General features: G+C 65.9%; 19 protein-coding genes and 1 tRNA gene. 5 read left to right on the top strand and 15 right to left on the bottom strand.

The window, feature by feature from the left end; all coding sequences use genetic code 11:
• The 3 genes from AB4Y35_RS02025 to AB4Y35_RS02015 all read left to right on the top strand — a co-directional run bounded on the left by AB4Y35_RS02025 (window position 1) and on the right by AB4Y35_RS02015 (window position 2194).
• Window positions 1-804, top strand: coding sequence for a DNA-binding transcriptional regulator (locus AB4Y35_RS02025; protein WP_368703136.1), 804 nt, complete (start codon window positions 1-3; stop codon window positions 802-804).
• A 137-nt stretch (window positions 805-941) separates the two neighbouring features.
• Window positions 942-1018, top strand: a tRNA-Val gene (locus AB4Y35_RS02020).
• A 213-nt stretch (window positions 1019-1231) separates the two neighbouring features.
• Entirely contained in the window at window positions 1232-2194 is a 963-nt protein-coding gene (locus AB4Y35_RS02015; RefSeq protein ID WP_368703135.1) for a TauD/TfdA dioxygenase family protein, read from the top strand.
• Window positions 2195-2222: 28 nt separating this feature from the next.
• Here the strand turns inward: AB4Y35_RS02015 and AB4Y35_RS02010 are convergent, their stop codons facing one another.
• Both AB4Y35_RS02010 and AB4Y35_RS02005 read right to left on the bottom strand, forming a co-directional pair.
• Complete coding sequence (locus AB4Y35_RS02010; protein ID WP_368703134.1) at window positions 2223-3470, bottom strand: D-amino acid dehydrogenase; 1248 nt, start codon at window positions 3468-3470, stop codon at window positions 2223-2225.
• Window positions 3471-3636: 166 nt separating this feature from the next.
• The gene (locus AB4Y35_RS02005) at window positions 3637-5268 is read right to left on the bottom strand and encodes a methyl-accepting chemotaxis protein (RefSeq protein WP_368703133.1); all 1632 of its coding nucleotides are present in this window, start codon (window positions 5266-5268) and stop codon (window positions 3637-3639) included.
• 334 nt (window positions 5269-5602) lie between these two features.
• On the opposite strand from AB4Y35_RS02005, the gene AB4Y35_RS02000 reads away from it, so the two are divergent.
• Complete coding sequence (locus tag AB4Y35_RS02000) at window positions 5603-6826, top strand: YeeE/YedE family protein (RefSeq protein WP_368703132.1); 1224 nt, start codon at window positions 5603-5605, stop codon at window positions 6824-6826.
• A 90-nt stretch (window positions 6827-6916) separates the two neighbouring features.
• Here AB4Y35_RS02000 and AB4Y35_RS01995 read toward each other — a convergent pair whose 3' ends face one another.
• The 7 genes from AB4Y35_RS01995 to AB4Y35_RS01965 all read right to left on the bottom strand — a co-directional run bounded on the left by AB4Y35_RS01995 (window position 6917) and on the right by AB4Y35_RS01965 (window position 14157).
• Window positions 6917-7504: a YSC84-related protein gene (locus AB4Y35_RS01995; protein WP_324161497.1), complete on the bottom strand. Its 588-nt coding sequence runs from the start codon at window positions 7502-7504 to the stop codon at window positions 6917-6919.
• 197 nt (window positions 7505-7701) lie between these two features.
• The gene (locus AB4Y35_RS01990; protein WP_368703131.1) at window positions 7702-8646 is read right to left on the bottom strand and encodes a DUF2950 domain-containing protein; all 945 of its coding nucleotides are present in this window, start codon (window positions 8644-8646) and stop codon (window positions 7702-7704) included.
• 26 nt (window positions 8647-8672) lie between these two features.
• On the bottom strand, window positions 8673-10073 hold the full coding sequence (locus AB4Y35_RS01985) for a DUF3300 domain-containing protein (RefSeq protein WP_368703130.1): 1401 nt from the start codon (window positions 10071-10073) through the stop codon (window positions 8673-8675).
• A 227-nt stretch (window positions 10074-10300) separates the two neighbouring features.
• Entirely contained in the window at window positions 10301-11659 is a 1359-nt protein-coding gene (locus AB4Y35_RS01980; protein WP_368703129.1) for a TAXI family TRAP transporter solute-binding subunit, read from the bottom strand.
• Window positions 11660-11786: 127 nt separating this feature from the next.
• Window positions 11787-12221, bottom strand: a complete 435-nt coding sequence (locus AB4Y35_RS01975; RefSeq protein WP_158760710.1) for a MarR family winged helix-turn-helix transcriptional regulator — start codon at window positions 12219-12221, stop codon at window positions 11787-11789.
• 62 nt (window positions 12222-12283) lie between these two features.
• Window positions 12284-13468 carry an acetyl-CoA C-acyltransferase gene (locus tag AB4Y35_RS01970; protein ID WP_368703128.1) on the bottom strand — a complete coding sequence of 395 codons (1185 nt, stop codon included), beginning with the start codon at window positions 13466-13468 and terminating at the stop codon, window positions 12284-12286.
• A 152-nt stretch (window positions 13469-13620) separates the two neighbouring features.
• A complete protein-coding gene (locus AB4Y35_RS01965) occupies window positions 13621-14157 on the bottom strand; it encodes a carboxymuconolactone decarboxylase family protein (protein WP_368703127.1) in 537 nt (178 codons plus the stop codon).
• 149 nt (window positions 14158-14306) lie between these two features.
• On the opposite strand from AB4Y35_RS01965, the gene AB4Y35_RS01960 reads away from it, so the two are divergent.
• Window positions 14307-15242, top strand: a complete 936-nt coding sequence (locus AB4Y35_RS01960) for an AraC family transcriptional regulator (protein WP_368703126.1) — start codon at window positions 14307-14309, stop codon at window positions 15240-15242.
• A gap of 29 nt (window positions 15243-15271) precedes the next feature.
• On the opposite strand, the gene AB4Y35_RS01955 is transcribed toward AB4Y35_RS01960, so the two are convergent.
• From AB4Y35_RS01955 to AB4Y35_RS01930, 6 genes are all read right to left on the bottom strand, one after another.
• Window positions 15272-16735, bottom strand: a complete 1464-nt coding sequence (locus AB4Y35_RS01955) for an efflux transporter outer membrane subunit (RefSeq protein ID WP_368703125.1) — start codon at window positions 16733-16735, stop codon at window positions 15272-15274.
• 8 nt (window positions 16736-16743) lie between these two features.
• Complete coding sequence (locus AB4Y35_RS01950) at window positions 16744-18279, bottom strand: DHA2 family efflux MFS transporter permease subunit (protein ID WP_368703826.1); 1536 nt, start codon at window positions 18277-18279, stop codon at window positions 16744-16746.
• 64 nt (window positions 18280-18343) lie between these two features.
• Complete coding sequence (locus AB4Y35_RS01945) at window positions 18344-19429, bottom strand: HlyD family secretion protein (RefSeq protein WP_368689200.1); 1086 nt, start codon at window positions 19427-19429, stop codon at window positions 18344-18346.
• Window positions 19430-19520: 91 nt separating this feature from the next.
• The gene (locus tag AB4Y35_RS01940) at window positions 19521-19946 is read right to left on the bottom strand and encodes a MarR family transcriptional regulator (protein WP_342919254.1); all 426 of its coding nucleotides are present in this window, start codon (window positions 19944-19946) and stop codon (window positions 19521-19523) included.
• Between the two features lie 90 nt (window positions 19947-20036).
• Window positions 20037-20966: a LysR family transcriptional regulator gene (locus AB4Y35_RS01935; protein ID WP_368693408.1), complete on the bottom strand. Its 930-nt coding sequence runs from the start codon at window positions 20964-20966 to the stop codon at window positions 20037-20039.
• A gap of 78 nt (window positions 20967-21044) precedes the next feature.
• Window positions 21045-22772: a ShlB/FhaC/HecB family hemolysin secretion/activation protein gene (locus AB4Y35_RS01930; RefSeq protein ID WP_368703124.1), complete on the bottom strand. Its 1728-nt coding sequence runs from the start codon at window positions 22770-22772 to the stop codon at window positions 21045-21047.
• Window positions 22773-23184 lie beyond the last annotated feature (412 nt).

Below are 23184 nucleotides of genomic sequence, written 5' to 3'. Positions count from 1 at the left end.
ATGACGAAGTATGCAAACGTGCGGGGGCTGGCGCGCGGCCTGCAGGTACTCCAGGCGCTCAACGCCATGGAGAACGGGCGCGCCACGAGCCAGCAGCTGAGCGAGGCAACGGGCCTGCACCGCACGACGGTGAGGCGCCTGCTGGAAACCCTGGTAGAGGAGAAGTTCGTGCGTCGCAGCGCTTCCGACGACAGCTTTCGTCTGACGATGAACGTGCGCGGCCTGAGCGAAGGCTTCACCGACGACGAACTGATCGCGACCATCGCGCCGCCGATCATGGCGCAAATGCTCCAGCGCACCGTGTGGCCATCGGATCTCACGACACCCGATGGCGACTCCATGGTGATACGCGAGACCACGCACCGCTTCAGCCCGCTTTCGTTCCACCGCGCGATGGTGGGCCGCCGCCTGCCGATCCTGCTCACGGCGGCCGGCCGTGTGTACTTTGCGATGTGTCCCGAGGCCGAGCGCGAAGACATCCTGGAACTGTTGCGCGCGGGTGCGGGCGGCGAGCAGCAGCAGAAACTGGCGAGCGACACGGCGTATATTCGCAATCTCGTGCGCCAGACGCGCGCGGACGGTTTCGGCTCGAACCACGGCGACTGGTCGGATCAGCGCAAGATCGGTGCGCTCGCAACGGCCATCGAGGCGCATGGGCGCGTGCTCGCGAGCCTGAACGTGATCTACCTGGAACAGGCCATCAATCCGGCGGAGGCGGTGCGCCGCTTCGTGCCCGAGTTGCAGCGCGCCGCGCAGGAAATGGTGACGGCGTTGGAGGCGCAGGAGGAAAACGCGAAGCGTTAAGCCCGGTTCTCGCGCGTCCGAGTTCGACCTCAGCCACCTTGCACGCGATCCCGCACGCCCGAAAACACGGCGTTTCGCCCGATTCGAGAAAAGCGCTTGCAAGCGCGCGCGAGTGTCTCTATAATTCGCGCCTCGACAGGCTCGTAGCTCAGTTGGTTAGAGCACCACCTTGACATGGTGGGGGTCGTTGGTTCGAATCCAATCGAGCCTACCAACGAACATGCAGTAAAGAAGCTGTACCTTGCAGCATCTTGTGAATGACGCATTCCCTCGCGGGTCTGCGTCATTTTCTTTTGGTACGTGCTAATCACACACGCAGCTATACATAGCGCACTAACGCGCGCATAGCTTCGCAGAAATCGTCAGTTCTTCTCGCGGCGCAAGCCTGCTTGAATGGGCGTTCCACGTCCAGCCGAGGAGACTTTCGATGTCCGACGTTCACACGCAGCGCCCCACCGTTTCCGTTCCGTCTGCGCATCTGCATTCCTCCACGCAGCAGCACGCCGATACCACGCTCGACCTCCATCAGGTCGCGGGCCGCATTGGCGCGCGCATCGACGGTGTGCGTCTTCACGCCGATCTCGACCGCGCCACGTTCGACGCGATCAACGCCGCCCTGCTGCGTCACAAAGTGCTGTTCTTCCGTGGCCAGCAGCATCTCGACGATGCCACGCAGGAAGCCTTCGCGCGGCGCTTCGGCGAGACGGTCGCGCACCCCACGGTGCCCTCGGTGGAAGGCGGCAGCCTGCTGGAACTCGATTCGCTGCACGGCGCCCGCGCCAACTCGTGGCACACCGACGTCACCTTCGTCGACGCCTACCCGAAAGTCTCGATCCTGCGCGCCGTGGTGATTCCGCCGTTTGGCGGCGACACGGTGTGGGCCAATACGGCGGCCGCGTACGCGCAACTGCCCGAGCCGCTGCGCGCGCTCGCCGACACGCTCTGGGCGCTCCACACCAACGCCTACGACTACGCGTCCACGCACGCGAACGCGGACAGCGCGCAGCTCAAACGTTACCGGGAGGTCTTCACGTCGAAGCTCTACGAAACCGAACATCCCGTGGTGCGCGTGCATCCGGAAACGGGCGAACGCACGCTCGTGCTCGGCCACTTCGTGCAGCGGCTCAAAGGTCTTTCGTCGTCCGATTCGGCGCATCTGCTGCAGGTGTTCCACGAGCACGTCACGCGGCTCGAAAACACGGTGCGCTGGACCTGGCAGGAAGGCGACGTCGCGATCTGGGACAACCGCGCCACGCAGCACTACGCGATCAACGACTACGGCGACGCGCGCCGCGTCGTCCGGCGCGCGACCGTACGCGGCGAAGTACCGGTGAGCATCGACGGACGCACGAGCGTGGTCGTGCGCGAGGAAGGCGCGACGCTGCAGTAACGCCGCGTTGGCGAATCAGCGAGCCAGATCAGCGGCCCGGCGCGAAGGCGTCGCCGTCGATCGGCAACTCGCGCTCCGCCAGCAGATCGACGAGCAGCTGCGCGCTGCCGAGCGCGAGCGTGAAGCCAAGCGCGCCGTGTCCCGTGTTGAGCCACAGGTTGCGAAAGTGTGTGGCGCCAATCACCGGCTTGCTGTCCGGCGTGGCGGGACGCATGCCGGTCCACGTCTGCATGGCGTCGTAGTCGCCGGCGTTGGGAAAGGTTTCGCGCGCCTGGCGCGTGAGCAGCGCGATGCGGGCGTCGTCGGCGTGCGGGTTCATGCCCGTGAGATCGACCATGCCCGCAATGCGCAGGCGCTCGCCGAGCGGCGCATAGACGACCTTGTGGTGCGCATCCGTGACCGAGACGCGCGGCGCGCCCTGTGCATTCGCGCTGGGGAGCGTCAGGCTGTAGCCCTTGAGCGGATACACGGGCACGTGCACGCCGAGCGAGGCGAGCATCGGCTGGCTCTGGAAACCGAGGCACACGACGAACGCGTCGGCTTCGATGTCGCCCTGCGAAGTCTGCGCGGCAAGCACCCGCAGCCCTTTCGTTCGTAGTCCGGAGAACTCGGTGGCCAGTTGCAGGTTCACGCCGTCGCGCTGCGCCGCGTGTGCGAGGCCGCGCGTGAACTGATCGCAGTCGGCAGCCTCTTCGCCTGGCGTATGAATGCCGCCCACGATCTCTGCGCCGATATGCGCGAGCGCGGGTTCGAGCGCGACACACGCCGCGCCGTCGAGTGCGTGCTGCACGCAGCCCAGCGTCGACTGGTATTGCGCCTGGCGGCGCGCAAGCGCAAACCCTTCCTCGTCGCGATACACCACGAGCTTGCCGTTGCGCACGTAGTCGAATGAAAACGCTTCGCGCTCCACCACCTCGTGCATGAGACGCTGGCTCAAGAAACCGAGGCCGAGCAGTTCGGCCGTGGTCGCGCGGCTGCGCGCGCGCGTGCAGGCACGCAGGAACGCGGCGCACCAGCGCCATTGGTGTGGATCGAGCCGCGGCACGAAACGCAGCGCGGCGTCGCGCGAGAAGAGCCATTGCGGCAGCTTGGGCAGCACGGAGGGGTCCGCGAGCGGCGCGACGTAGCTGTAACTGAGCTGGCCGCCATTGGCGTGGCTCGTTTCGCGCGCCACGTCGGCGTGGCGCTCGACGAGCGTGACTTCGTGTCCATCGCGAGCGAGCGCGTATGCCGTGCTCACGCCAATCACCCCACCGCCTAAAACGCAAACTCGCATGATCCCTTGTTCTCTTTCGCTAACGGCCAAACCCTGACGGCCTATGCCGCCAGTCTCGCCGGGAACGATGGGGAACTCAATTGCGAATTGCTCGCGGGGTATAACCTCAGGTTAAAACGGCTGGAAGTTGTCCTTGCAACGGCAAGGACAACCCGCAGCGGCTGGCTCAGGCCAGCGCCGGCGCGCTCCCGCGGGCCGCGCGCGGGTCCGCCGCGGCGGCATGCGCCGGGCGCGCACCGGCCTGCCCCGCGCCGCCCAGATTGAACACCGCCACGGCCTCGCGCAGCAGATCGGCCTGCGATTCGAGCGACTGCGCGGCTGCCGCCGCTTCCTCCACGAGCGCCGCGTTGCGCTGCGTGACCTCGTCGATCTGCGCAATCGCGCGGTTCACCTGCTCGATGCCGTCGCTCTGCTCGTGCGTCGCGGTCTCGATCTCGCTCATGATCCCGCTCACGCGCGCCACCGCACTGCGCGCCTCGTCCATGGTGCGGCGCGCGTCTTCCACGAGGCGCGCGCCCGCGCCGACGGTCGCCGCCGAGGCCGCGATCAGTTCCTTGATCTCCTTGGCCGCCGTGCCCGAGCGCTGCGCGAGGCTGCGCACCTCGCTCGCCACGACCGCGAAGCCGCGGCCCTGCTCGCCCGCGCGCGCCGCCTCAACTGCCGCGTTGAGCGCGAGGATGTTGGTCTGGAACGCAATGCCCTCGATGATGCCGGTGATCTCCTCCACCTTCTGCGACGAGGCCGTGATGTCGCTCATCGTCGCGTTCACGCGGGCCACCACTTCGGCGCCGCGCGTGACCGTTTCGAGCGCGGTCTGGGCGAGCCCGCTTGCTTCCTTCGCGCCGTCCGTGTTCTGGCGCACCGCCGCCGAAAGCTCCTCGATGCTCGCCGCCGTTTCTTCGAGCGCCGCCGCCTGCTGCGCCGTGCGGTCCGACAGATCGACGTTGCCCGACGCGATCTGCTTCGCGCCCTGGGTGATTTCGTGCGTGCTGCCGCGCACGCGCGAGACGGTGCCCACGAGGCCGTCGCGCATGGTCTGCAGCGCGCCCAGCAACTGGCCCATCTCGTTCTTGGAACGCACCCGCACGTCCACCGTGAGGTCGCCCGCGGCGATGCGCTCGAAATGGCGGATCGCATGGTTCACCGGCTTGACCACGGCGGCGGCGAGCCCCACGCGCGCGAACACGCCAATCGCCACACCCACCACGCCGATCAGGCCGAACACGATGAGCGAAAGGCGAAAGCGCTGCGTGGCCGTATCGGCGTCCTGCTGCTGGCGCGCGGCCTGCCAGGTCTCGAGCGCGTCGATCGCCTTCGCGTAGGCGGCGTAGTAGCGGTCGGCGGTTTCGCCCTGGATCGTGCGGAAGGTGTTGAAGTCGTTGTCGACGAGCGACTTGTACTCGGGCTCGAGCGCCTGCGAGACGAGCGCCTCGCGCGCGCTGCTCACGGCCTGGGCGAGGCGCGCCTCTTCGGGGTCGTCGAACGGGCCGGCGCTGTAGAGCGCGAACTCCTTGTTCGAATTCACGAGCACCTGGTGCGCCTTGTCGAGCAAACCGTCCGTGGCCTTGCCGACGCTGAAGAGCGTCTCGTAGCCGCCGAGCGCGAGGCGCACCTGGAGCAGGCGTTCCGAACTGGTCTTGAGGGCGTCGAGCGACTGCGCGCCGCGCTGGGCGTCGTGCAGGCTGTCGTTGGTGATCTTGAGCGCGCCATACGACACGCCGATCACCGTCAGCAAAAACGCGACGAAGATACCGATAACGAGCGTTAGCCCACGGCGAATGGTGATGTTTCCCAGCATGAGGTCTCCGTTGCGTTTCTTTTATCTTGCAGCCAGTACGAATCCGCGCGGCCCGACGCGCCTTCGCACCTCGTCTCGCGTAACGGCAGACGGGGCGCGGCGCTGCATAGGGGAAATCCATGATGAGCGCAGGGCTTCGCGGGGGTTGGCGGGGCTACATCCCAATGTCTGGGAAAACCCCGCCTGAACGGGGTTTGCGGCGATTATTCGTGGCCCGCCGAGGGTCGCCCAAAGCCGGGCCGGGGGCTCGGCCAGACCGATTTGCGATTCGTGCTATCGTTTTGCTTTCGCCGATTGCTTTTCCTGGCGGCTTTTCCACGCAGCCCTCGCTCCCATGTCCGACCTCTCCACGCCGCTCGCGCGCGCGCCGCGCCGACTCGACTCCATCAACCCCAAGCCGCTAGGCATCGCGCTGTTGCTCGTCGCGCTCGGCGCGGTGTATCTCGCGCAGACCGTGAGCGGGCGTCAGGCGGCGCTCTATGTGGTCGGCGCGCTGCTCGGCATGACGCTCTATCACGCGGCGTTCGGCTTCACCTCGGCGTGGCGCGTATTCATCGCCGACGGACGCGGCGCCGGCCTGCGCGCGCAGATGGCCATGCTCGCCATCGGCGTGCTGCTGTTCTTCCCGGCGCTCGCGGCAGGAACGCTCTTCGGCCATCCGGTCACGGGCCTCGTTTCGCCCGCGGGCACGTCGGTCATCGTCGGCGCGTTCATGTTCGGCGTGGGCATGCAGCTCGGCGGCGGCTGCGCCTCGGGCACGCTCTATACCGTGGGTGGTGGCAGTACGCGCATGGTCGTGACGCTCATCGCCTTTATCGTGGGCTCCGTCGTTGCCACGGCGCACATGCCGTTCTGGACGTCGATGCCGCAATTGAAGCCGTTCTCGTTCGTGAACGCGTTCGGCGCCGCGCCCGCCATTGCACTCAACCTCGTCGTGTTTGCGCTCATCGCCGCACTCACCGTGGTCGTCGAAAAGCGCCGCCACGGCCGCCTCGTCAACGAGCCGCGCGCGCCGCACACTTCCCCGTGGCTGCATGGCCCGTGGCCGCTGCTCGCAGGCGCGGTCGCGCTCGCGATCCTGAATTTCGCGACGCTCGCGCTTTCGGGCCGCCCCTGGGGCGTGACCTCGGCGTTCGCGCTGTGGGGCGCGAAGGGCTTTGCCACGCTCGGCATCGACGTGGCGAACTGGAAGTACTGGATGGCCGGCCCGAACGCCGCCGCGCTCGCCGCCCCGGCAAGCCACGACGTCACCACGGTCATGGACATCGGCATCGTGCTCGGCGCAATGGCCGCGGCCTCGCTCGCGGGCCGCTATGCGCCGGTGTGGCGCATTCCGCTGCGCTCGCTCGTGGCGGCCGTGATCGGCGGGCTGCTGCTCGGCTATGGCGCGCGCCTCGCTTACGGCTGCAATATCGGCGCGTATTTCAGCGGCATCGTCTCGGGCAGCCTGCACGGCTGGTTGTGGCTCGTGTGCGCGTTTGCCGGCAATGTGCTCGGTACGAAACTGCGCCCGTGGTTCGGGCTCGAAGTCGAGCGCGTGAAGAATACGGGCTGCTGAGGCGACGTACGGCTCAGAAATGACGAAGGGCAAGGCTTGATGCCTTGCCCTTTTTACATGATCCGGCGCTTTTTACCGGAGCGCGTCCCTTTAGATGTTCAGACGGGTGACCTTGGTGCCCGCCAGCGAGACGTCGGCCATCAGGCCTGCGTTGGTCAGCACGAAGACTTCCACCGGGTGCGTAGCCGTGTTGGTATCGACAACGCCGTTCGCGCCCACGGTCACGAGCGCGACCGACGCATCGGCGCCCGCGGCCCAGCCATCCGTCGCGCGGAATTTGTCGAGCGAGTCCTGCGTCATGAAGGCGAAGATGAGCGCCTTCGACTGAGCGCCGGCCTGGAGGCCGAAAGAACCCGACACCGTGCTGTAGTAGCCGACCGTCGCGCCACCCACACGCAACGCGCCCTCGCCATACTGCGCGCCGACGATGAAGCCGGCCTGCAGCACTTCGGGGAACACCAGCACGCCGCGCGACTTCGCGAGGAGCTCGTGCGAGCCCTTCACGGTCGAAGTCAGGCGCGAGAGGGTGCCGTCCACAGACGCGTCGATCGACTGCCGCTTTGACATGTTCTGCGACGCGGTGGAATTCGAAGGCGTCGTGGTGCTACAGCCCGCGAGCGTGAGACCGCCCGAGGCAAGGGTCACCGCCGCCGTTAGCATGAAGTTGCGTCGTTGCATTTGGTTATCTCCACACGAATGAGAGTGCGGGGAAGTTTGAGCAAGCCATATGCCCGACCTCTCCGCTTCCGTTGGCCAAAGCCCGCATCGGGCGACAGCCACGTCGCCGTGGCTTGATTGTGCCCGAATTCCGTGTGAGGCGTCCGTTAGCGAACAACGTCAGAAATCATGCCGTCCGACGGACGGCGGATCGCCGCTCAGGGTTTGGTGGCCTGCCAGGACGAGTCGGGATCGAATGCCTTGATCGCCGCTGCCGTATGCGCGCCGCTCGGCCCGAGGTTCTTCTGATAGAGCTGGCCGTCCTGGTTGATGATGAAGCTCATCACACCGGTCTTGCCGTATTGCGCCGGCCAGGCCACGAGCGCAAAGCCGCCACTCAAGTCCCCGTTGTCGAGATAGCTGCGTGCACCGCCGCTGGCGTGCGGCCCCTGCGCCGTGAGAATGCGGAAGTGATAGCCGTGATACCCCTCCCCCGGCGTGATCTTCGCGTTGCCCGGCATGGCTGCCGCGAGCGGCCCGAGCGGACTTTCGGTCTCGCCCGGCTCGAGCGGCCAGTACAAACCGTCGTGCGTGCCCGGCGTGCTCACGAGCCGCTGCGCATAGTGCTGCGTGAGCTTGCGATAGTCGTTCTGCGCGTCGACGTAGGCGAGCGAGGTGAGCATGGCAGCACGCTCGTTGCGGCCGATGCGGCGCGTGAGAACTTCGCTCGCGCCTTCGCGCGGGTCGAAATGCCAGCCCTTGCCCGACTGCACGATGGGGATGGGCAGCGTCCAGCCGCTGTCGCCCACCTCGACGTGAGCGCTCGCCTTGCCGGCAACCGGCGTGGCGTCGGGGACGACGCGATGACCCTTCGCCCAGGCGCCAAGGTAGTCGTCGATATCGTCCCGACCGATGTTTTGCGTGGGGATGAACTCGGTGAAATCGTTGCCGAGCACATGCTTCATGGCGCCCTGGTCGTTGGTCGCGAGTGCGTCGGTGAACGCGTTCGCGGCGGCTTCGGGCGTGGCGAAGACGGCTTGCGCGTAGACGGCGGCGCCGCCAAACTGGGCCGGCAGCAGCGCGGGCGCGCCAAAGAGCGCGAGTGCCGTCCCGAGCGCGAGCGCATAGTCGTGCGGCAGGCGGCGTGCGGAAATGCGGATCATTTTTCGACTCCTCATGAGATTCAACGTTATCGACGGCCGATGTGACGTCCGCCACCCCCGCCGCCACCGCCGAACCCGCCACCACCACCGCCATGGAAGCCGCCTCCGCCCCCGCCGCCGTTGAAGCCGCCACCGCCGCCATGGCTCTGGAACGCTTCACGGCTTTGCTGGCCGCGTTGTTGTTCGAGGCGCGCATTGGAGCCATCGCCCGCACCGCGTAACGCGTTGTCGCGATTCGTGTTCTGAGCCCGGTTGTTGAGATCGTTCGCGCGATTCGCGTTTTGCGCGCCGTTCTGCGCACGGTTGTTCAACTCGTTGCCGCGGTTTGCGTTTTGCGCGCCGTTTTGCGCGCGATTGTTGAGTTCGTTGCCGCGATTGGCGTTCGGCGCGTTGCCGCCGTTGGCATTCGGCCGGCCGCCCTGCTCGATGCCCTGGTATCGCTGTTGCGCACTGCCGCTCATGTTCTGGCCAGTGCGGTTCTGCAAGGTCTGCATGGCCTGCGTGCGGGACTGGTCATAGCCGCGGTACTGGCTGCGCTGTCCGTTGAGATTCGCGTTGTTGATGTTCTGCTGCCGACGCTGGACGTTGGCGTTGCTATTCCAGTTCTGCGTGGCGTTGGTCGTGTTGATGCGGTTATTGACGTTGATGTTGTTGTAGCGATTGACGTTGACGTTGACATTGTTGGTGCCCCAGTTGACCCCGCCCCACAGCGAGTTCGCAACCGCCACGCCCGCACCGAACGCAAGCCCGCCCACGAAGGCGGTGGCCATGGCATAGCCCGGAGGCGGCGGCATGTACACAGGCGGGTAGGCCGGATACGGCCACGCGCCAAAGACCACCGTCGGGTTATACGTCGGCACGTAGACCACTTGCGGATTGGTCGGCTCGATCACGATGGTTTGCGTGGTCGACGTACCCGAGGCCGGCTGCACCACGACCTTCTGCTGCTCATTGGACTTGAGGTTGCCGGCCTTCTGCGCCTGCGCGCGCAGGCGCTGCACGGAATCCATCACGTCGTTGGGCTGCGCGAGAAAAGCATCGCCGATTTGCTGAACCCACTCTGGCTTCGAAGCCATGGTGGCGAGCGCCTGCGGGAACGCCACCAGCGACTGCACACTCGGGTCCCACGGCTCGGAAGCCACAGCCTTTACGGCGTCGTCGCCCTTGAGGTTCGGGTTGGCTTTCGACCACGCGGCGGCGGCGGACACGTCTTGCGGGAACGTGGTGGCCATGAGCACCTGCGCGAGCAACGCGTCGGGATAGAGCGCGATGGGCGCCGTGAGCGAATCGAGCTGCTGGTTCGAAAAATGCGCCGCGTTCTGCGCAAACGCGGCAGTGGGCCCGAGCGGCCCCACGAAGAGCGGCGCGCCCGCGAGTGTGGCACACACGAGCCAGGCAAGACGCTGGCTTGCACCGGATGTTTTCACGTTATGGTCCTCCCGGTTACGAACAATGGTTCTGATACGCGCAGGGATCGAACATTCGCAAACCTCAAGCGATCCTTACTGTCTCGAAGCCGCGACGGCGTGGCTACAAAAAATAAAGGGACGAGACTCGCAGTGTCAACCGAAGAAGTGTTGCAACACTGCGATTAAGCGACGCGCATCAACGAGACGTAGAACTACGTTGCGCGTAACAATATCGTGAATACGAATTAGACCGCGCTGGAGTGCGATTGCGACTCGCTGGCATTCAAGTGCATCCGCACGAAACCCACGTGTTCGCGCAGCACATAGAACGCATCGGCGAACGCGAGCGGCATGCGCAGCGTATTGAGCGAGCGCTCGATCTCGTCGAGCTCTTCGATCAGCGCGCGCCGCTGTTCTTCGTTCGTATGCATGCGCGCGTCGCGCTCGATGGCGATGAGCGCGCCATAGTAACGATAAATGCGCGAGCGCACGCGCCAGCGATACAGCGCCGGTATCGTGCGCAACGCGGGAATCACGAGCACGGCCAGAGGCAGCAGCAGCACGAGCAGACGGTCCGTCACGCTCGCGAGCCAGAACGGCAGCGCGCGATAGAGAAAGCTCTTGCCCGACTTGTAGTAGCGCGTGGCGTCCTCGCTCACGCGAAAGTCGTGCACCGCCGGGCTCGGAAACTGGCCCTCGCGCTGCAGGAGTCCGGGCGCGCCGTTCACCTCGCCCGCCGCTTCGATGAGCAGATCGGAGAGCGCGGGATGCAGCGTATCGCGCGCGACGAGTTCGACGGTCGGGCCGATCAGGTGCACCGTTTCGCGCGGCTGGCGCCGGCGCAGATCGAGCACGCCGGGCGGCAGGTCGACGTCCTCCAGATACGGAAAGAGCCGCGTATAAGCGGCCGCTTCGTCGAAGCTCATGACCGAGATGCCGGGGATATCGAGCAAACGCAGCATCAGGGCGCGCGTGGTCGAGTCGCCGCTCAGCATCGCGGCCTCGACGCGGCCGGAGACGAGCGCCGTGGCCGCGTCCATGCCGTCGAGCGGCAGGAACGTGGAGTCGCCGCCAGGGTCGATGCCGTTCGCGGAGAGCAGCTTGAGCGCCAGCTCGCGCGTGCCGCTGCCCACGCGGCCAATGGCGATGCGTTGGCCGTCGAGCTCGGAGAGCCGTGTGAGGCCCGAGCCGCGATAGAAAACGACAATAGGCAAATAGGCCACGCTGCCGAGCGACATCAGCGAGCGTGTGTCGATGCCGTCGGCGACCCCGCCTTGCACGAACGCGAGGTCCACGTGCTGCTTCGGATCGAGCAGGCGCTGCAGGTTCTGCACCGAGCCGTCCGATTCGAGGATCTTGAGCGTCACGCCGTTGCGCGCGAGGATCGCGCGGTAGGCTTGCGCCATCTGCATGAAGGAGCTGTCGGCGGGGCCCGCGCTGATCGTGATCGTGCGCGGCGGCGCCGGATCGACGAGCCAGAAGACGAGACCGACGACCACCGCGCAGAACAGGGCCACGGGCAGCGTAGTCAACGCGATATCGCGCCAGGCTGGATGCGCGTGGTCACGCAGAAAGTTGGGCGGCGGCGGTCGATATCGTCTCATGAGAACCCGGCGGCAGAGCGTCAGACTCCTAGAATTCCCATGATGCCATTTTCGCGCCAGATCTGATCGCCGGCGTGGCCGCCTTGCCTCAAGGGCTTACGAAATGTGGCCTTGCGTAAGTGGAGTGTCAGCCCGCCGCAGCTTTTGTCAGGGCAAACAGCTCAGTGCGCAGCGCCTTCGCGCGGTCGCGCTTCATGTGCTGCTCGAACTCGGCCTGCGCGTCGAGCCACAACGCATGCGCCTTGTCGTAGCGCCGCAAGCCCGCGGCCGAGAGCCGGTAGACCAGCGTGCGCGTGTCGTGCTCGGCCGCCGCCGTGAGGACGAGGCCGTCGCGCTGCAACGGCTTGAGCGCCCGCACGAGCGTCGTGCGGTCCATCACGAGGTCGTCGGAAAGCTCGGCGGCCGTGGCGTCGGGCCGGCCCGCGAGGCGAGAGAGGATGGTGAACTGCGCGGCCGTCACGTCGGCCTGCGAGAGATGCCGCTCGTACAACTGCGTGACGAAACGCGCGGCCTGCCGCAGCGCAAAACAGTTGCATTCCTCGCGTGTGATCCGCTTCGTCATCGTATTCCCCGCCTGTGTCCCAGTCCGTATCTCAGCCCCACGCGCCTCACGTGGCCCGGCCATCATACTTTCTCGAGCGCGAGCGCGATACCCTGGCCACCGCCGATGCAAAGCGTCACGACGCCGCGACGCAGCCCGTCGCGCTGCATCGACCATGCGAGGCGCGTGGTGAGAATCGTGCCCGTCGCGCCGATGGGGTGGCCATGCGCGATCGCGCCGCCTTCCACGTTCACGATGTCCTCGGGAATGCCGAGTTGCTTCATGACCGCGAGCGGCACCGCCGCGAATGCCTCGTTGATCTCGAAGCGCTCGACGTCGGCCAGCGACCAGCCAGCGCGCCCCAACGCGAGTTGCACGGCGGGCACGGGGCCAAGGCCGAACAACCCCGGCTCCACCGCCGCGACGCCCCACGCCACGAGCCTGACCATCGGCGAGAGCCCCTCGGCTTCGGCGAAGCCGCGCTCGGCCACGAGCATGGCGCTCGCCGCGCTGTTCAGGCCAGGCGCGTTGCCCGCCGTGATCGTGCCGTCCGGGCGAAACGCGGGACGCAGTTTCGCGAGCCCTTCGACCGTGGTGTCGGGGCGCGGTGCTTCGTCGGTATCGATGCGCTCCATGCCCTTCCTGCCCTTCACTTCCACCGCGACGATTTCTTCCCTGAAGCGCCCCGCCGCTTGTGCGGCAGCAAAGCGCTGCTGCGAACGCGCGGCCCAGTTATCTTGCTCCGCGCGCGTGAGCGCGGCCCGCGTCACGAGGTCTTCCGTATGCCAGCCCGAATGCTGGCCCGAAAACGCATCGACGAGGCCGTCGCGCAGCATGCTGTCGTGAATCTCGGCGTTGCCCATGCGATAACCCCAGCGGCCGCCATCCAGCAGATACGGCGCGCGATCCATGTTCTCCATGCCGCCCGCGAGTGCCACGTCGGCGAGACCCAGCATCACCTCCTGCGCGGCGCTCGCAATGGCTTGCGCGCCGGAGCCGCATACGCGATTCACCGTGAGCGCAGGCACCTGAACCGGCACGCCGCCGCCAAGCTCGGCCTGGCGCGCGGGATTCATCTTGTTGCCCGCCTGGATCACGTTGCCGAGCACCACGGAGCCGAGCCGCGCCGGGTCGAGCTTCGCGCGCGCGAGCGTCTCGCGCACCGCCACCGCGCCTAGCTCCGTAACCGGCACGCCCTTGAACGCACCGTTGAATCCGCCAATTGCCGTACGCACCGGCTGGCACAAAACGATCTCGCGTGTACTCATGGTCAACTCTCCTTTATGTGCACCGTTCCATTTGCATTCTATGTATGCATATGCACACTTTCAAACGATTTTGTGGAACAAGCGCTCGCGTGCGCTGGCACGATTGATGTCGTGTCCAGCGCACGCGGGGTGGTAAAACCGTTGCCGCTACGTTACGGCGCGGCCGGGAAATCCAGTGTCGTATCGTTGATGCGGTTCACGAGGTTCGTGAACGTAATCGACGTCACGGCGAGCGCGATTTCCACGATCTGGCGCTCGGTATAACCGGCTTCGCGAATCGCGCTCACTTCCGCTTCGGGCACCGTGCCGTGCGTCTTCACCAGCAGGCGGACGAAGTGCACGAGCGCGTCACGCTTCGCGTCGCCGGTCGCTTCACCTGCGCGGACCGCCTTCATCGTTTCCGGCGCGAGCCCGGCGAACTTGCCAGCCAGCGTGTGCGCGGCGAGACAGTAATCACAACCCGCCACTTCGCTCACCGCGAGCTTGATCGCTTCGATATCGGGCTTCGACAGCGTGCCGGCCGAGATCACGGCCTCCATGTTGAGCAGCGCGCCCAGCGCTTCGGGGCTATGCGTGCCGATGGTGGCGTAGGCGTTGGGCACCTTGCCCACGGCCTTGCGGATTTTTGCAAAGATTTCAGCGGCGTCGCCGGTGGCGGCTTCAGGCTTGATGGCGGAAAGACGGGACATGTTTTGCTCCTTTAACGTTGCATGGTCGCGAGCGGGTGTCTGTGTCGCGCTGCCATCGTCGATGGCATGGATGCAGTCTAGTCGCGCACCGTCGCGCTTTTAATGCCAGAATGGCGCGAGTTCATGCTCAATCGTCTCACTCGCCCACCATGGATCTGCTGAGCCGCCTTCTCGCGCTGATGCCCGTTGCCGGCCGCCTCGACGTGCGCTGCCATTTCGGCGCGCCCTGGCGCATCGACGATCCCGCCGCGAAGGAGCGCGAGATCCGCTATCACGTACTGCTTGCGGGGCGCGCCATCGTCGAGGATGCGCACGGCGCGCCCGTCGCGCTCCATGCGGGCGACATCGTGCTGTTTCCCTCGGGCAGCGCGCACGTGCTGCACGACGGCAGCGGCACGGCGCCCGCGGCGGTTGCCAAGCGGATGGAAAACGGCGTGAGCATCGAAACGAATGTGGGCGACGGCGCCATCGCCGACGTCCTGTGCGGCCGCTTCCTGCTGCCTGCCGTGCCGCAGCGCCTGCTGCGCGAGAATCTGCCGGCGCGCCTCGTCGTGCATAGCGCGCGCGACGGCACGGAAGCACCCGAACGACTCGTGCGCCTGATCGCGCTGTTGCGCGACGAAGCGTATGAGGCGGCGCCCGGCAGCGAGTCGCTCGTGAACCATCTTTCGGGCGCGCTGTTCGGGCTCACGCTGCGCTACGCGAGCGCCGGCGACGCCCCGCCGCGCGGACTGCTCGCGCTCGCGCAGCGGCCGCGCCTGCAACCCGCCATCGACGCCATGTTCGAAGCGCCCGGCAAGTCCTGGACGCTGCCCGAGCTTGCGGAGCTTTGCCACATGTCGCGCGCGACGTTTGCGCGGCACTTCGACGAGGCCATCGGCCGCTCGGCCGCCGACGTGCTCACCGATATCCGCATGACCCTCGCGGGCCGCATGCTCGCGCAAAGCAACGACAGCGTGGCCGAAATCGGCGAATTCGTGGGCTACCAGTCGGACGCCGCCTTCCAGCGCGGCTTCAAGCGCCACGTCGGCATGACGCCTGCGCAGTGGCGCTCGCTGGCGCGCGAGACGGCTTCCGGCGCTTGAGCGCAAGGTCATGGCTCTGTCCGTGCCGTTTAGCCGCCGTGCGCGGGCGTTTCCTGCGCGAGCACCACGTCGCCGCTTTGGCTCCACCCGCCGCCCAGCGACCGGTAAAGCGCCACCGCCGCCTGCGCGCGCTCGCGCTGCGCGTCGTTGAGCAGGTCCTGATCGGCGAGCAGGGTTTGCTGCGCGCTCAGCACGTCGAGAAAGTCCGCGGCACCGCCCTTGTAGAGCTGGTTGGCCAGCTTGAGCGATTGCGCCGACGAACCCAGCGCGTCGTTCAACTGCTGGGTCTGGCTCGCCGTGCTCACGAGATCGCTGCGGCTGTCTTCCACTTCGCGCAAAGCCTGCAGCATGGTCTCGTGCAGATTCAGTTGCGACTCGCGCATGCGGCTCTCGCTCTGGTCGATGTCGGCCGTGATGCGCCCCGCGTTGAAGATCGGACTCGTCGCGCCGATCGCTGCGCTAAAGAGGTTATCCGTGAGCGTAGGCATGCCGAGATAGGACACGGCGAGAATGCCGTCCGTGAGGTTGAGCGTGAACTTCGGATAACGCTCGGCGCGCGCCACGCCCACTTCCGCCGCGCGCTGCTGCACGGTCGCGTAGGCGGCCTGCACGTCGGGGCGGCGCAGCAGCGCTTCGGAAGGCAGCATCTGCGGCACGCTCGCGGGCACGCCGGGAATGGGCGCCGTTTGCGTGAGCGCGAGTTGCGCCACGGACTCCGGCGTGCGCCCCGTGTACACGGCGATCAGGTTCAACTGATGATCGATGCTCGCCTGCGCACGCGGGATGCGCGCTTGCAGCTCGCTTAGCTGCGTTTGCGCGCGGGCCACGTCCAGTTGCGTGGAAAGGCCGTATTTCAGGCGGTCTTGCGTGAGCAGCAAGGTGCGCTTGCGAATCTCCAGGTTATCCTGAAGGATCTTCAACTCCGCCTGTGCATAGCGCAGATCGACATACGCCGAGGCCGTATTTGCCGCCAGCGCGAGACGCACTGCATCGAGCGCATGCTTCTGGCCCACGAGGTTCGCTTGCGCCGCGAGCAGGTCGAGCCGCTCACCACCGAACACGTCGGGCGACCAGCTCAGCGCGAGACCCGCGCCGGCCTGCTTCACGTAGCCGAGCGGCGGCGGCGTGTTCTGCCGCGTATAAGCGCCATGCGCGGTGAAGTCGAGTTGCGGCAGCAGCGCCGCATGCTTTTGCGTCGTGATCGATTGCGCCTGCTTCACACGTTCGGCGGCGGCCTGCAAGTCGAGGTTGCCTTCGAGCACCGTGGCGAGCAGCGTATCGAGCGTCGGGTCGCCGAACTGCGCCCACCAGGCGCGCGCTTCGATGGCATCCTGCGGCGCGTCGATCCGCCATGCCGCCGGCGCCGTTTCGTGCACCGTGGCGGGCAGGTCGGGATGCTGCGCGGGCTGCACCGCGCACGCGGCGAGCACGGCAGCGGACAGCAGCGAGAGTACGAGACGCATGGGAGTCGATGAGCGTTCAGGGATTTTCATGGGGCACCTCAATGGGCGTCGGGCGGCGGGCCGCCCAGCGAAATCGGCTTGGAGAACGCCACGCTCGCAATGGCGACCAGGAAGCAAAGCGAGAGCACGAAGAACGTATCGGAGAACGTCATCACGAGCGCTTCGCGCAGCACCAGTGCATGCAGTTGCGCGAGCCCCGCTTCGGCGGCATCGACGGCATTGCCCGCCACGGACGACCAGTACGCGGTGCGGCCCGCCAGCAGCAGCTGCACCTGTGGCGCGCCGCCGGTCACGCTCTCGTTCAGACGCAGATAGTGGAAGTTGAGCCGGTCGTTGAGCATCGTCGCGCTCACGGCAATGCCGATCGCGCCGCCCAGATTGCGCATGAGGTTGAAGAGCCCGCTTGCCGACTTGAGCCGCGAAGGCGGCAGCGAGCCGAGCGACATCGTGACGATGGGCGGAATGGCGAACTGCTGGCCGATGCCGCGCAGCGCCTGCGGCACGAGGAACTGCTGCCAGCCCCAGTCGTGCGTGAGCGGCACATACAGATAGCAGCCAACCCCGAAGCAGATCAGCCCGAACAGCATCAGCGCACGCATGCTGAAATAGCGTGTGGCAAAGGCGTAGACGCCAAGCGCGAGCAACTGGAACACACCCACCGAAAGCAGCGACAAGCCGATCTGCAGCGAACTGTAGCCGCGCACTTCCGCGAGAAAGAGCGGCGTGAGATAAACGGCCACGAAAATGCCGATGCCCGTAACAAACGAAAGCAGACTGCCAATGCCGAAGTTGCGGACGAGCAACGCGCGCAGATCGACGATGGGGTCCTTCGCCGTGAGCGCGTGAACGATGAAGAGAAAGCCGCAGATCGCCGAGATCCACGTACAGGCAACGATCACGTCGTCGCCGAACCAGTTCTTGCGCGGGCCTTCTTCGAGCACGTATTCGAGGCAGCCGAGAAAGCCGCACATGAGCACGATGCCGAGATAGTCGCCACGTTTGAGCAGCGAAAGATCGGGCTTGTCGATGTTCACGTACTTCGGCACCAGCACGGCCACCGCAATACCCGGCACGAGGTTCAGATAGAACAGCCAATGCCACGACCATTGATCGGTGATCCAGCCGCCAATCACGGGCCCGAGCGTGGGCGCGAGCGAGGCGAGCGCGCCAATCGTCGTGGAGGCGACGAGACGCTGCTTGCCGGGAAACAGCACGAAGGCCGTGGTGAACACGGTGGGGATCATCGCCGCGCCGAGCGCGCCTTGCAGGCCGCGAAACACGATCATCGAGTTGATGTCCCAGGCGAGGCCGCACAGCATGCTCGTGATGGTGAAGCCCACCGCGGAGGCCGCGAAGAGCCAGCGCGTGGAGAACACTTTCGAGAGCCAGCCTGACATGGGAATCACCATGATCTCGGCAATCAGATAAGCCGTTTGCACCCATGACAGCTCGTCCTGGCTCGCGGAAAGACCGCCGCCGATGTCGCGCAGCGACGAAGCGACGATCTGGATGTCGAGCGTGGCCATGAAGAAGCCGATGCACATCAGCGCGAACGCGAAAGCGCGTTGCGCCATCGGTTGAAGATGGGGAGCGAGTGTCGGGTCGACGCTGGTCGTGGCGTTCATCGTCGTCGCCTCTTCAATGCGCTTGCGTGAGATGCACTTTCACGGTCGCCGAAAGACCGGGGCGCAGCGCGGCTTGCAAGTCAGCCGGCGCATTCGCGTCGACACGGATGCGTACCGGCACGCGCTGCACGATCTTCGTGAAGTTGCCCGTGGCGTTCTCGGGCGGCAGCACGCTGAAGGTCGCACCCGTGGCGGGCGCGAGGCTCTCCACGGTGCCGTGCAGCGTGCCGCTGGCCGCGTCGAGCGTCACGTCGGCGCGGTCGCCCGCGTGCATCTTCTTCAACTGGTCTTCCTTGAAATTCGCGTCCACCCACAGGCCCGTGGCGGGCACCACGGTCAGCAGCGGCGCGCCCACGTTGGCAAGCGTGCCCACCCGCGCCGTGCGATTGCCGATGTAGCCGTCCACGGGCGCAGTCAAGGTCGTGTATTCGACGTTCAGTTGCGCGAGGCGCTGGTTGGCCTCGGCCGTTGCGACACGCGCCTGGGCGTCGTTGATCTGCGCGGCCAGCACGTCGAGCTGGCGTTGCGCCGCCAGCACCGCCGCGCCGCTTTGCGCAACCGACGCCTGGGCCTTCGCGTAGTCGGAATCTGCACGCTCGACCAGCTGGTTCGAGACTGCGTCGTCCTTCACCAGCTCGCGGTAGCGCGTCTGGTCCTGGCCGCTGCGCGTAAGTTCCGCGTTCGAGGCACGCACTTCGGCCTGGTGCTGGTTGATCACCGCTTCCTGCAACGTGCGCCTCGCCTGCAACTCGTCGACCGCGGCGCGCGCGCTCGCTAGCTCCGCGTTGGCCTGGGCAAGCTTCGCGTCATAGTCGCGCGAATCGAGACGCAGCAGCACCTGGCCCGCGTGCACGCGCTGGTTGTCCTGCACGGGAATCTCGGCGACGAAGCCGCTCACACGCGGCGCCATCACGGTGACGTTGCCGCCGACGTAGGCGTCGTCGGTGGTCTCGACGAAGCGCAGCACCAAGAACCAGTAGCCGGCGGCGGCCGCCAGCACGAGAGCGACCGCGCCGAGCGCGAGACGCATGCGCGAGATGCGCGTACGCTCTCTCGCTTGCGTCGGCTCGACCACGACGGAAGTGGAAGGACTCGACATGACGTTTACCTGTGCATATACACTGCTAAAGATGAAAAAAGCGCCGCGATGGGAAGAAGCGCGACGCAACCCACAAACCCGACCGAAAACACTAAACCGCCCGAGTGATGCGAAACAACTCGCGCCGCAGCCACGCGGCGCGTCGTGCGCCAAAGCGGCGCTCGAATTCGTCCTGCGCCGCGCGCCAGTGTTCGTGCGCCGCGTCGAGCCGCGTACGGCCCACTTGCGTGAGCGCGAGGCGGCGGCGGCGTCCGCCGCGGTCCGGCGCATCGGCCACGAGCGCACCGCGCAACAGCGGCCGCAAGGCCCGCACGAGCGTGGTACGCTCCATCACCATCGAGCGCCCGAGTTCCGCCATCGTGAGGCTCGACGCGCGGCCCAGCGCGCCGAGAATGCTGAACTGCGTGGGCGTGAGGCCCGCCGCGCTCAGGTGCCGCTCGTAAAGCTGCGACAGATGCCGCGCGGCCTGGCGTACGGCAAAGCAATCGTCGTGCTCGGGTGACTGATAGATGTGCATATGCACAGATTAGTCGGCAGTCAGGCCGCGAACAAGGCTTATGCGCCGCATCACATTATGGACGCGGCGACAATAATCGCCGCCAACCTTTCAATCCGCCTTCATTTCGGAGGGTGTCTCGTGCGTCACGTCATCGAAAAACGCCGTGGCGTGGTCGATGAACGCGCGCACCTTCGCCGGCAGCAGCGTGCGCGTGGTGTAGGCGAGGCGAATCTCGATCTGCATGTCGATGAGCGGGAAATCGTCGAGCACCGTCACGAGCTTGCCCGCCTCGAGTTCCTCCCCGACAAGCGCGGTGGGGAGAATGCCGATGCCGAAGCCTTGCAGCACCATCGCGCGGTTGAACTCGGGGTTGTTCGAGGCGATTTCGTGATGCAACGGCACGACGACTTCCTCCTCGCCCACGCGAAACGCGATCACGGGCTTGCGCATGGAAGGCGGCATCGGCACGAACACGTGGTTGGCGAGGTCGGCAGGATGCTTCGGCGTGCCATGCGCTTCGAGATACGCAGGCGTCGTGACGAGCGCGAGCGGAATGCGCTCGAGCAGGCGCGTGACGGTCGATTCGTTGTTGAGCATGAACGGCAGCACGAGGCCGAGATCGTAGCCGTCCGCGATCAGGTCGACGGGGCGCTCGGTGAGGATCACGTCGAGCGTCACCTTGGGATGCGCGCGTTTGAAGCTGGCGATGAGCGGCACGAGGCGATTGACCGTGGCCGTGGTGTGCGCGACCAGGCGCAGCACGCCGCTCGCTTCACGCGTTTGCACGGTGGCGTCGGCCTCCAGCGCGTCGAGGTCGTCGAGCACGCGGCAGCAACCTTCGTAGAAGCGCTCAGCCGCCTCGGTGAGCGACACCGCGCGCGTGCTGCGATGAAAGAGCCGGCTGCCGAGGCGCTTTTCGAGGCGCGCGATGGCACGCGAGACGACGGGCGTGGTGAGGCTGTGCATGTCCGCGGCACGCGTGAAGCTGCGTGCCTCGACGACGGAGCGGAAGATCCGCAGGCTGTCGATGTAGTCCATGGTCGTGAGGGGGATGGTGTTGGCGTAGCTTAACACCGGGCAACGCGGCCCACTCACGCACGACGACGGGGCGATTTGTCAGAACTGTGCGGTGGCCTGCACGCCGACCGTCAGGCGTGAAGTTGGGAAACCACGAGGCTTGTAAATTGGCGTTCCCATGAAAAGGTCATAGCTCAAGCCTGCGTATTTCATCGGGATCCCGCCGCGAACGCCAATCACTGCGCCCGCGAGCTGCGTACCCGCGAGGAACGCCGTACCCGGCCCGAACACGTGGCCGTAGTCAACTCCTGCGTAGAGCGTCTGCCCCGTCTGGAACACGGACCATTGCAGCTCGTTGCGCCAGTAGAAGCCGCGCTCGGCGGCCAGCATCGTGTTGCCGTCGAAGCCGCGCACGGTGTAGCGGCTGCCGATGGTCAGGTCGTCGATATAGAACAGCGTGTCGTTGGTGAACTGGCCGTGCACGGTTCCCACATAAGCGAAGCGCTGCGCGCCGATGGCAAACGGCACCGAGAGGTTGGCGTCGAGCACCGCCATGTGGAAGCGATACGTGGGACCGTTCGTGTACGGATCCGGTGTCGCGCCAAAGCCACCGATACCCTGGCGATACGCCAGCGTGCCGTCGAACTGTGCCGCGCCGAAGTAATGACGATCGGTCACCCCGAGTTCGAGGAACGTGTTGTTGCGCGCCTGCGTGGGGATGGTCGTGTCATCGATAAAGCTGTCGCCAAACCGCTTCGAGAGCTGCATATAGCCACCGAGGACATCGTTCTGGCCGCGCGCGATGACACGCGCGAGACGCAGCGCGGCAGTCTGCGAATTGCCGCTCGATACGAACGTCTGGTTCACGCCCGCGATGTTCTGGTAGTAGGTGTTCGTGTTGCCCGAGAGCGTGGCCGTCCAGTAGCCCCACGGCACCGAATACGAGCCATTGAAACCGTGCGAACCCAGCGACTTGTTGCCGAACGAGAGGTCCTGGTTCGCGCCGACCGTGAAGATGTCGTTCAGCCCGAGCGGGTTGTCGATGCCAAGACTCACGTTGCCCTGCCACTTGCCCGTGGCGTCGGTGCCCGAGTTGTCCACCGAGGCGACGAACGTCCACGGCTTGCTGCGCTTGAGCGTCACGATCACATCGCTTTCGCCGGGCGCGCCGGTTGGCTCGATCTGCATGTCGGCGTCCTGGCTCGCCACGCGCTTCATCTGCTCCAGACCCTGCTCGAGGTCGCGCAGGTTCAGCAGCTCGCCGCTGCCGGTGGGGAATGCCGTTCTCCATGTGCCCCACATCGACGGCTCGGCCAACCGCACCTGGCGCACGACACCAGGCACGAGCGCAAACCGCATGACGCCCGAGGACAGGTCCTGCTCGGGCATCAGCGCACGCGTGGTGATGTAGCCGCGCGAGAGGATCGCCTGTTGCAGGCCCTTCACGAGCACGTCCATGCCGGCCTTACCGATGCATTGCCCCTGGTAGTGGCCGAGCCATTCGAGCGCGAAAGCGAACGGGTCCTGCGGCAGCGCGGACGCGCCCTGCTTTCGTACCGCGTCGGACAGTCCGGGCGGCACGTCGAGCGTGAATGTCTCGATACGGAAACAAGGCGTCTCCTGCGGCAGGTCGGGATACGCCTGCGCCTGCGGCACGGCCGAGCGCACGGCGGGTGCCTGGACGGTGGCCTCGCGCTGCTGCGCGTCGAGGCGCTGTTGCTGCATTTGCTCGGTTTCCATGCCGCCCAAGGTTTGTGCCGGCACGTTGGGCGCGAGTGTGGCCAGGGCTGTGAGCAGCAGCACGGCCAACTTCTTTCGGATTCTCATCGTGATGATGGGGTGTTGGAAATTACACCCTGTTATTTCTGGAGTCCTGAATTATTGAGATAGCGGTTCGCGTGTGGCGGCTGGTTGCTACGAATCATGCGAGTTCATTTGTTTCTGGTGACTACAGGGAACACCCGACTACGGTGGTGGTGGTTGTTTCAACCAAAGAAGATGTTTTTCACCACGACGTAATCGATTAAACCCGTCATCGTTGTAAAGACGATCAAGCATGCAACTCGACTGCGACGCGATCGATCAGGATACGAGAACGGGAAACAGGCATCACATCACCATTTCATCCTGCTTTGTCCGTGGTCATGACAGTTCCAATATTGACGGTTTCGCCGAATATCAACCCAGCGCCGACGCCTAGCGCAGTGGCAGCTCCGTTGAAGGCGAGTAATCGAAGCGC

It is taken from the genome of Paraburkholderia sp. EG286A, from assembly GCF_040965375.1.
Taxonomy (GTDB): Bacteria; Pseudomonadota; Gammaproteobacteria; order Burkholderiales; family Burkholderiaceae; genus Paraburkholderia.
Note: the sequence above shows the minus strand (reverse complement) of the source record. Positions and strands in the feature narration are given on the sequence as shown.